This window comes from Janibacter hoylei PVAS-1 (assembly GCF_000297495.1).
Classification (GTDB): Bacteria; Actinomycetota; Actinomycetes; order Actinomycetales; family Dermatophilaceae; genus Janibacter; species Janibacter hoylei.
Genome location: NZ_ALWX01000070.1, coordinates 1 through 10,128, shown reverse-complemented (window position 1 = coordinate 10,128; position 10,128 = coordinate 1). Strand labels below are relative to the sequence as shown.

Annotated in this window: 5 protein-coding genes; 4 read left to right on the top strand and 1 reads right to left on the bottom strand. The window is 68.0% G+C overall.

Annotation, left to right across the window (positions count from 1 at the left end; all coding sequences use genetic code 11):
• Positions 1 to 597 precede the first annotated feature (597 nt).
• Together rplJ and rplL are read left to right on the top strand one after the other, a co-directional pair.
• The gene (gene rplJ, locus B277_RS13495) at positions 598 to 1,188 is read left to right on the top strand and encodes a 50S ribosomal protein L10 (RefSeq protein WP_007929166.1); all 591 of its coding nucleotides are present in this window, start codon (positions 598 to 600) and stop codon (positions 1,186 to 1,188) included.
• A gap of 73 nt (positions 1,189 to 1,261) precedes the next feature.
• A complete protein-coding gene (gene rplL, locus B277_RS13490; RefSeq protein ID WP_007929164.1) occupies positions 1,262 to 1,654 on the top strand; it encodes a 50S ribosomal protein L7/L12 in 393 nt (130 codons plus the stop codon).
• A gap of 86 nt (positions 1,655 to 1,740) precedes the next feature.
• On the opposite strand, the gene B277_RS13485 is transcribed toward rplL, so the two are convergent.
• Entirely contained in the window at positions 1,741 to 2,997 is a 1,257-nt protein-coding gene (locus B277_RS13485) for a phospholipase D-like domain-containing protein (RefSeq protein ID WP_007929162.1), read from the bottom strand.
• 382 nt (positions 2,998 to 3,379) lie between these two features.
• Between B277_RS13485 and rpoB the strand changes: the two genes are divergently transcribed.
• Positions 3,380 to 6,862 carry a DNA-directed RNA polymerase subunit beta gene (rpoB, locus tag B277_RS13480; RefSeq protein ID WP_007929160.1) on the top strand — a complete coding sequence of 1,161 codons (3,483 nt, stop codon included), beginning with the start codon at positions 3,380 to 3,382 and terminating at the stop codon, positions 6,860 to 6,862.
• A gap of 130 nt (positions 6,863 to 6,992) precedes the next feature.
• Positions 6,993 to 10,128: DNA-directed RNA polymerase subunit beta' (locus B277_RS13475; RefSeq protein ID WP_007929157.1), on the top strand; the 3,136-nt coding region annotated here is incomplete at its 3' end.

Genomic DNA, 10,128 nt, shown 5'->3' with positions numbered 1-10,128 from the left:
GGCATCCAGTACCGACCGGTCTGAGTTGTCACCCCGACCCGGACTGCTGCCCGAGCGTGATGCATCCCCGCAGCGATCAACGCGTCGAACTCGGCACGCTGCTGAGGCTTGCCCAACGGCTGCGGCCGTGCCGGGAAGCGCCCGGCCGCGACCAGCACCCGCCGCGCGGTCGAATGCGAGCACCCCACGGCCCTGGCAGCCGCGCCCACAGAGCCTGACTCGTCGAACACCGCCACGACCCGCGCGACAACCGCCGGCGTGACCACAACAGGCGAGCGTCTTCCCCTCGAAACGACCATGGTCCTCGCAACTCCTCAGATCGAGGTGTTGCGAGGACCATGTGAACCGAAGGCGAGGGGGACGCCCCCTTCGTCATGCGATTTGGACCACCGGCCGGCCTGCCGTACGCTGGTCCACGACCATTGACCGCCGGTTGCCGTCCCTCTGGGATGGCTGAAGGTTCCGCGAGAGCGGGCGACCCGCGCAGGCCGACACCGCAGCATCCACTCGTGGGTGCCCTGAGGAGTCCCGTGCCTGCGCCGGGGCTCCTTTTCTCGTCCCGGGCCCCGGTGGCACCACACGAGAAGGGAGGCCCGCATGGCGAACGCCGAGAAGGACGCCGTCATTGCCGACATGGCGGAGAAGTTCCGCACGTCGACCGCGGCCGTCATCACGGAGTACCGCGGTCTGACCGTGGCGCAGCTCGGTGAGCTGCGCGGCAAGCTCCGTGGCAACGCCACCTACTCCGTGGTGAAGAACACGCTGACCGAGCGCGCTGCCAAGGAGGCGGGCGTCGAGGCCGCCTTCGAGGGCCAGCTCGTCGGGCCGAACGCGATCGCCTTCGTCGAGGGCGACCCCGTCGAGGCCGCGAAGGGTCTGCGTGACTTCGCCAAGGACAACCCCCTCCTGGTGATCAAGGGTGGGCTCCTCGACGGGAACCCCCTCACCGCGGAGGACATCGAGAAGCTCGCGAAGCTGGAGTCGCGCGAGGTTCTCCTGGGCAAGCTTGCTGGCGCCATGAAGGCCCAGCTCACCCAGGCCGCGTACCTCTTCAACGCGCCGCTCGCGCAGACGGCTCGCGTCGTCGACGCGCTGCGGGCGAAGGTCGAGGAGCAGGGCCCGGTCACGACCGACGCTCCTGCTGCGGACACCACCGAGACCACCCCCGAGGGTGGCGACGAGGCCTGAGGCACCTGCCTCGAGCCAGCAGTACATCCCCGCCACTCACGGCACACACGTTTGATCAGAAAGGACGCCCATCATGGCGAAGCTCAGCACCGACGAGCTCCTTGAGGCCTTCAAGGAGATGACCCTCATCGAGCTCTCCGAGTTCGTGAAGCAGTTCGAGGAGACCTTCGAGGTCACCGCCGCGGCCCCGGTTGCCGTCGCGGGTGCCGCCCCGGCCGCCGGTGGCGACGCCGGTGGCGACGCCGCCGCCGAGCAGGACGAGTTCGACGTCATCCTCGCCGCGGCCGGCGACAAGAAGATCCAGGTCATCAAGGAGGTCCGCGCGCTCACGAGCCTCGGCCTCAAGGAGGCCAAGGACCTCGTCGACGGCGCCCCCAAGCCCGTCCTCGAGAAGGTCGACAAGGACGCCGCGGAGAAGGCCAAGGAGGCCCTCGAGGGCGCCGGCGCCACCGTCGAGCTCAAGTGATCTCGGCTCGTCACTGACGAGCACTGATCTGCCGACGGGCGGGTCGCACCAGCTGGTGCGGCCCGCCCTTCGTCTGTCTCGAAGGGTCAGAGCAGCGGTCGCCAGGGGGAGAGGATACCCTCGGTGACGCGGGCGATGAGGGGCCGTCGGGTCCACTCGTCGAGCGTCAGCTCGGTGCAGTTGCCGGAGTCGAGGTCGAAGATCTCCTCCATCCGGCGGGCGACGTCGGAGTCGAGGATCTCCATGTTGACCTCGTAGTTGCCGGCCAGGCTCAGCCGGTCGATGTTGGCGGTGCCGATGGTCGACCAGATGCCGTCGATGGTCGCGGTCTTGGCGTGGACCATGGCGTTTTCGAAGCGGAGCAGCCGCACCCCACCGCTCAGGAGGCGCTCGTAGGTCACCCGGCTGAGCCAGTCGGCGACGATGTGGTTGCTGAAGTGGGGGACGATGAGGCGCACGTCGACGCCTCGCTCGGCGGCCTGGACGAGGCTGCGGACGAAGGCGTCGTCGGGGATGAGGTAGGCGGTCGTCAGCCAGACCCGGGTGTTGGCGCGGTCGATCGCCTCGAGGTACATGTTGCGGATCGGGTAGACCATGTCGGCCGGCAGGTTGCGGTGGACCCGCATCTCGCGGCTCCACGTGCGCCGCGCCGGCTGGGGGAGCGGTGGCGTGCCGCCGTAGTGGTTCCAGTAGTCGACGAAGGCGTTTTCGAGCTCGACGACCATGTCCCCGGCGAAGCGTGCGTGGGTGTCGCGCCAGCGGTTGGCGTAGTCCTGGCCGATGTTGTAGCCGCCGACGTAGGCGGCGGTGCTGTCGACGACGAGCAGCTTGCGGTGGTTGCGCCCCCAGTGGCTGGGGAAGAAGAACTTCGCGCCTCCGGTCACGAGCGGGTGGCGCTTGACGTGGATGCCCTCAGGCAGGCCGCGGTAGAACTCCTGCGGCACGACGAGGTTGGCGAAGGTGTCGAAGACGACGTAGACCTCGACGCCGCGCTCGTGGGCGTCGACGAGGGCTTGGCGGAAGCGCCGACCGACGGCATCGGACTTCCAGATGTAGGTCTCGAAGTAGATCCGCGAGGTCGCGGCCTCGATGTCGGCGAGCATGTCCTCGAAGAGGTGCTCGCCGAAGGTGTAGATCCGTACGTCGCCGCCGTCGACCGGCACCGGGGCGCCGGGGCGGTGCGGGAACTCCTGGTCCGGGCGGTCCTTGCGACGCAGCGAGTCGAAGACGAGCAGGCCGCCGACCGTGGCCAGCTGGGTCGCGAGCGCCGCTGCGACGGAACGCCGCACGAGTCGGCGCACCTCGCTGCGCCGGCGGCGACGGCGGGCGGAGCGCAGGTCCATGACCCCAGCCTAGGGGGGAGGGCGAAGGGGGTCGGCCGGGGGCCGTCCGGGCCCGCGGGGCGGTGTCCGTCTGGCGACCCGCCGGGGACGCGCCTTGACGTGACCTCTTCGGTGATCCATCCTCATGGCGTCGAATGATCCGGCGCCGCCACCGATCTGGTGGGTGTGACGCCCTGACCACCGTCGAGCCGTCGGCTCGACCGGGTTGGACAGCCGTGTGTCCCTGCATTATGCTGTCGCTTTGCGCTGCCTTAGTCCTGTCGTGGCTCCGTCGGAACGCTCGAATTCCCTCCTCGCGGAGGTGTCGTGAGCGGGTCGTCTGGGTCCGATCGGGAGCCCTGTGGCGCCGCCCGACCCTCAAGGCCCGTGGAAGGATCCATCCTTGGCTGCCTCGCGCACCGCTTCCCCGATGTCCACCGCACGGACGGCTAGTGGCCGTCTGTCCTTCGCGAAGATCCGCGAGCCGCTGGAGGTCCCGGACCTCCTGGCCCTGCAGACCGAGAGCTTCGACTGGCTCCTCGGCAACGAGAAGTGGCAGGAGCGCGTCGCTGCCGCTCTGGACGCCGGTCGACGTGACGTCCCCGAGCACCCCGGTCTGGAGGAGATCTTCGAGGAGATCTCCCCGATCGAGGACTTCTCCGGCTCGATGAGCCTCTCCTTCCGCGAGAGCCGCTTCGAGGAGCCGAAGTACTCCGTCGACGAGTGCAAGGAGCGCGACCAGACCTACTCCGCGCCCCTCTTCGTCACCGCCGAGTTCATGAACGCCGAGACCGGCGAGATCAAGAGCCAGACGGTCTTCATGGGCGACTTCCCGCTCATGACCGAGCGCGGCACCTTCATCATCAACGGCACCGAGCGCGTCGTCGTCTCGCAGCTCGTGCGCAGCCCGGGCGTCTACTTCGAGCGCACCCCGGACAAGACGTCCGACAAGGACATCTACTCGACCAAGGTCATCCCGAGCCGCGGTGCCTGGCTCGAGTTCGAGATCGACAAGCGCGACCTCGTCGGTGTGCGTGTCGACCGCAAGCGCAAGCAGTCCGTCACGGTCCTGCTCAAGGCCCTCGGCATGACCTCCGCCGAGATCCTCGAGGAGTTCGGCGAGTACGAGTCGATGCGCGCCACCCTCGAGAAGGACACGGTCGAGGACCAGGACGCCGCGCTGCTCGACATCTACCGCAAGCTGCGCCCCGGCGAGCCGCCGACCCGTGAGGCCGCGCAGAACCTGCTCGACAACCTCTACTTCAACTCCAAGCGCTACGACCTGGCCAAGGTCGGTCGCTACAAGATCAACCGCAAGCTGGGCCTCGAGGCCGACCTCGACTCCTCGGTGCTCACGCTCGAGGACATCGTCGCGACCCTCAAGTACCTCGTCGCGCTGCACGCCGACCAGCCGACCCTCCCGGGGACGCGCGACGGCGAGCCCTTCGAGGTGCCGGTCGAGACCGACGACATCGACCACTTCGGCAACCGTCGTGTCCGCAGCGTCGGTGAGCTCATCCAGAACCAGGTGCGCACCGGTCTCTCCCGCATGGAGCGCGTCGTCCGCGAGCGGATGACGACCCAGGACGTCGAGGCCATCACGCCGCAGACCCTGATCAACATCCGGCCGGTCGTCGCCTCCATCAAGGAGTTCTTCGGCACCAGCCAGCTGTCGCAGTTCATGGACCAGAACAACCCGCTGTCGGGGCTGACGCACAAGCGTCGCCTCAACGCGCTGGGCCCGGGCGGTATCTCCCGTGACCGCGCGCAGATGGAGGTCCGTGACGTCCACCCGTCGCACTACGGCCGCATGTGCCCGATCGAGACCCCTGAGGGTCCCAACATCGGTCTCATCGGCTCGCTCGCGAGCTACGGGCGGATCAACCCCTTCGGCTTCATCGAGACGCCGTACCGCAAGGTCGTCGACGGTCGGGTCACCGACGAGATCGTCTACATCTCCGCGGACGAGGAGGACAAGGTCATCGTCGCCCAGGCGAACGCCGTCCTCGCCGACGACGGTACCTTCGCCGAGGAGCGGGTCCTCGCCCGCACCAAGGGTGGCGAGGTCGACCAGATCCCGGCCGAGGACGTCGACTACATGGACGTCTCGCCGCGCCAGATGGTCTCCGCCGCGACCGCGATGATCCCCTTCCTCGAGCACGACGACGCCAACCGTGCGCTCATGGGCGCCAACATGCAGCGCCAGGCCGTGCCGCTCGTCCAGGCCGAGGCCCCCTACGTCGGCACCGGCATGGAGCACCGCGCCGCCCTCGACTCGGGTGACGTGGTCCGCGCCGACAAGGCCGGCGTCGTCACCGAGGTCTCCGCTGACCTCGTCACCGTCCTGCAGGACGAGGGCGGCAGCAAGACCTACAAGATGATGAAGTTCTCCCGGTCCAACCAGGGCAACAGCTACAACCAGCGCGTCATGGTCTCCGAGGGTGACCGCGTCGAGGCCGGCCAGCTGATCGCCGACGGTCCCGCGACCGACGGTGGCGAGATGGCCCTCGGGCGCAACCTGCTCGTGGCCTTCATGCCGTGGGAGGGCTACAACTACGAGGACGCCATCATCCTCAGCCAGCGTCTGGTGCAGGACGACGTCCTCTCCTCGATCCACATCGAGGAGCACGAGGTCGACGCCCGCGACACCAAGCTCGGCCCGGAGGAGATCACCCGCGACATCCCCAACGTCTCCGAGGAGGTCCTCGCCGACCTCGACGAGCGCGGGATCATCCGCATCGGTGCCGAGGTCCGCGACGGCGACCTGCTCGTCGGCAAGGTCACGCCGAAGGGCGAGACCGAGCTGACCCCGGAGGAGCGCCTGCTGCGCGCCATCTTCGGCGAGAAGGCCCGCGAGGTCCGCGACACCTCCATGAAGGTCCCCCACGGCGAGACCGGCACGGTCATCGGCGTCAAGGTCTTCGACAAGGACGAGGGCGACGAGCTGCCCCCGGGCGTCAACCAGCTGGTGCGCGTCTACGTGGCCAACAAGCGCAAGATCACCGATGGTGACAAGCTCGCCGGCCGCCACGGCAACAAGGGCGTCATCTCCAAGATCCTCCCCGTGGAGGACATGCCCTTCCTCGAGGACGGCACGCCGGTCGACGTCGTGCTCAACCCGCTCGGTGTCCCCGGTCGAATGAACATCGGCCAGATCATGGAGCTGCACCTGGGCTGGGCCGCCAGCCGCGGCTGGAAGATCGAGGGCAACCCCGACTGGGCCGCGATGATCCCCGAGGACGCGCGCGAGGCCCCGGCCGACACCCGTGTCGCCAGCCCCGTCTTCGACGGTGCCGACGAGCACGAGATCGCCGGTCTGCTCGACTCGACGACGCCCACCCGCGACGGTGTGCGTCTCATCGACCAGAGCGGCAAGGCCAACCTCTTCGACGGCCGCACCGGTGACCCGTACCCGGCCCCGGTGTCCGTCGGCTACATGTACATCCTCAAGCTGCACCACCTCGTGGACGACAAGATCCACGCCCGCAGCACGGGGCCGTACTCGATGATCACCCAGCAGCCGCTCGGTGGTAAGGCCCAGTTCGGTGGCCAGCGCTTCGGCGAGATGGAGGTGTGGGCCCTCGAGGCCTACGGCGCCTCCTACGCGCTGCAGGAGCTGCTGACGATCAAGTCCGACGACGTGACCGGTCGCGTCAAGGTGTACGAGGCCATCGTCAAGGGCGACAACATCCCGGAGCCCGGGATCCCGGAGTCCTTCAAGGTGCTCATCAAGGAGATGCAGTCCCTCTGCCTCAACGTGGAGGTCCTCAACTCCGAGGGCGGCACCATCGAGATGCGCGACAACGAGGACGATGTCTTCCGCGCCGCGGAAGAGCTCGGCATCGATCTGTCCCGGCGCGAGCCGAGCAGCGTCGAGGAGGTCTAACCGCTCGGGGGCGCGGTCCTGACGGACCGCGCCCCGGCAGCGGCCCCTCCATCAGCCCACGCGGCGTCCGCGTCGCACGGGCCACAGAACTTATCGAGTCATCCTCGACAACGAGAGAAGGAAGCACGAAGTGCTGGACGTCAACTTCTTCGACGAGCTGCGCATCGGCCTGGCCACCGCGGAGGACATCCGCAACTGGAGCCACGGCGAGGTCAAGAAGCCCGAGACCATCAACTACCGCACCCTCAAGCCCGAGAAGGAGGGCCTCTTCTGCGAGCGCATCTTCGGCCCCACCCGGGACTGGGAGTGCTCCTGCGGCAAGTACAAGCGCGTGCGCTTCAAGGGCATCATCTGCGAGCGCTGCGGCGTCGAGGTGACCCGCGCCGGCGTGCGTCGTGAGCGCATGGGCCACATCGAGCTGGCCGCACCCGTCACCCACATCTGGTACTTCAAGGGCGTCCCCTCGCGCCTCGGGTACCTGCTCGACCTGGCGCCGAAGGACCTCGAGAAGGTCATCTACTTCGCCGCCTACATGATCACGAGCGTCGACGAGGACCAGCGGCACACCGACCTGCCCTCGCTCGAGGCGCAGATCGAGGCCGAGAAGAAGGAGCTCGAGAACCGCCGCGACGCGGACGTCGAGACCCGCGCGCAGAAGCTCGAGAAGGACATCGCCGAGCTCGAGGCCGAGGGCGCAAAGTCCGACGCCAAGCGCAAGGTCCGCGACTCCGCCGAGCGCGAGATGAACCAGATCCGCAAGCGGGCCGACCAGCAGGTCGAGCGCCTCGCCCAGGTCTGGGACCGCTTCAAGAACCTCAAGGTCCAGGACCTCGAGGGCGACGAGGTCCTCTACCGCGAGATGCGTGACCGCTTCGGTCTGTACTTCGAGGGCGGCATGGGCGCCGCGGCCATCCAGAAGCGCCTGGAGACCTTCGACCTCGAGGCCGAGGCCGACAAGCTGCGCGAGATCATCGCGACCGGCAAGGGGCAGAAGAAGACCCGCGCCCTCAAGCGCCTCAAGGTCGTCACCGCCTTCCTCACCACCGACAACAAGCCCGCGGGCATGGTCCTGGACGCCGTCCCGGTCATCCCGCCGGACCTGCGCCCGATGGTCCAGCTCGACGGTGGTCGCTTCGCGACCTCCGACCTCAACGACCTGTACCGCCGCGTCATCAACCGCAACAACCGCCTCAAGCGACTGCTCGACCTCGGCGCGCCCGAGATCATCGTCAACAACGAGAAGCGGATGCTGCAGGAGGCCGTCGACAACCTCTTCGACAACGGTCGTCGCGGTCGTGCGGTCACCGGCCCGGGCAACCGGCCGCTGAAGTCCCTGTCCGACATGCTCAAGGGCAAGCAGGGTCGTTTCCGTCAGAACCTCCTCGGCAAGCGCGTCGACTACTCCGGCCGTTCGGTCATCGTCGTCGGCCCGCAGCTGAAGCTGCACCAGTGCGGTCTGCCCAAGGCGATGGCGCTCGAGCTCTTCAAGCCCTTCGTCATGAAGCGGCTCGTCGACCTCGACCACGCGCAGAACATCAAGTCCGCCAAGCGGATGGTCGAGCGCCAGCGGTCGGTCGTGTGGGACGTCCTCGAAGAGGTCATCACCGAGCACCCGGTGCTGCTCAACCGTGCGCCCACGCTGCACCGCCTCGGCATCCAGGCCTTCGAGCCGCAGCTGGTCGAGGGCAAGGCCATCCAGATCCACCCGCTCGTCTGCACTGCCTTCAACGCGGACTTCGACGGTGACCAGATGGCCGTCCACCTGCCGCTGAGCGCGGAGGCCCAGGCCGAGGCCCGGATCCTCATGCTCTCGAGCAACAACATCCTCAAGCCGGCTGACGGCCGCCCCGTCACGATGCCGACGCAGGACATGGTCATCGGCCTCTTCCACCTCACCTCCGAGGTGGCTCTCGAGACCGAGCACCGTCGTGCCTTCGCCTCGCCCGCCGAGGCGCGCATGGCCTTCGACGCCGGCGAGATCAAGATCGGCACGCCGGTCCGCATCCGCCTGACCGATGTCGCCGTGCCCGTCGGGCACGAGCTGCCCGAGGGTGCCGAGGTCGACGAGCAGGGTCGTGTGGCCACGTGGATCGCCGAGACCACCCTGGGTCGGGCCCTCTTCAACGAGACGCTGCCGGAGGACTACCCCTTCGTCAACGAACCCGTGGACCGCAAGCGCCTGTCGACGATCGTCAACGACCTCGCCGAGCGCTACACCAAGGTCCAGGTCGCGGCCTCGCTCGACGCCCTCAAGGAGGCCGGCTACCACTGGGCCTCCCGCTCGGGCACGACCGTCGCGCTCTCCGACGTCGTCACCCCGCCCCGCAAGGCGGAGATCCTCGCGACCTACGAGGAGAAGGCGACGAAGGTCCAGAAGCAGTACGAGCGCGGTCTGATCACCGACGACGAGCGTCGTCAGGAGCAGATCGAGATCTGGACCCAGGCGACCAACGAGGTCTCCGCAGAGATGCAGGAGAACTTCCCGAAGGACAACCCCATCTTCCGGATGGTCAACTCGGGTGCTCGTGGTAACTGGTTCCAGCTGCGACAGATCGCCGGTATGCGTGGCCTCATGGCCAACCCGAAGGGCGAGATCATCCCGCGCCCGATCCGCACGAACTTCCGTGAGGGCCTCTCGGTCGTCGAGTTCTTCATCTCGACCCACGGTGCGCGCAAGGGTCTGGCCGACACCGCCCTTCGTACCGCCGACTCCGGCTACCTGACGCGTCGTCTCGTCGACGTCTCCCAGGACGTCATCGTCCGCGAGGACGACTGCGGGACCGAGCGCGGCCTGACGATGCCGATCGCGCAGTTCGACGAGCTCACCGGCACCCGCCGGATCCACGACGAGGTCGAGTTCACCGTCTACGGTCGCTGCCTCGCGGCGGCGGTCGAGCACGAGGGCTCCGTCCTCGCCGAGGCCGGCTCCGACCTCGGTGACGTCGTCATCGACCAGCTGTACAAGGCTGGTGTCGACGAGGTGAAGATCCGCTCGGTGCTCACCTGCGAGTCCAAGGTCGGTACGTGCGCCAAGTGCTACGGCCGCAGCCTGGCCACGGGTCAGCTCGTCGACATCGGCGAGGCCGTCGGCATCATCGCGGCCCAGTCGATCGGTGAGCCCGGTACCCAGCTGACGATGCGGACCTTCCACACCGGTGGTGTGGCCGGTGACGACATCACGCAGGGTCTGCCGCGAGTCGTCGAGCTCTTCGAGGCGCGCCACCCCCAAGGGTGTCGCCCCCGATCGCTGCKGAGGCCGACGGCAA

Bases quoted from the DNA above. Each gene is read 5' to 3' on its own strand.
- rplL (WP_007929164.1), top strand. From the start codon at position 1,262: ATGGCGAAGCTCAGCACCGACGAGCTCCTTGAGGCCTTCAAGGAGATG.
- rplJ (WP_007929166.1), top strand. From the start codon at position 598: ATGGCGAACGCCGAGAAGGACGCCGTCATTGCCGACATGGCGGAGAAG.
- B277_RS13485 (WP_007929162.1), bottom strand. From the start codon at position 2,997: ATGGACCTGCGCTCCGCCCGCCGTCGCCGCCGGCGCAGCGAGGTGCGC.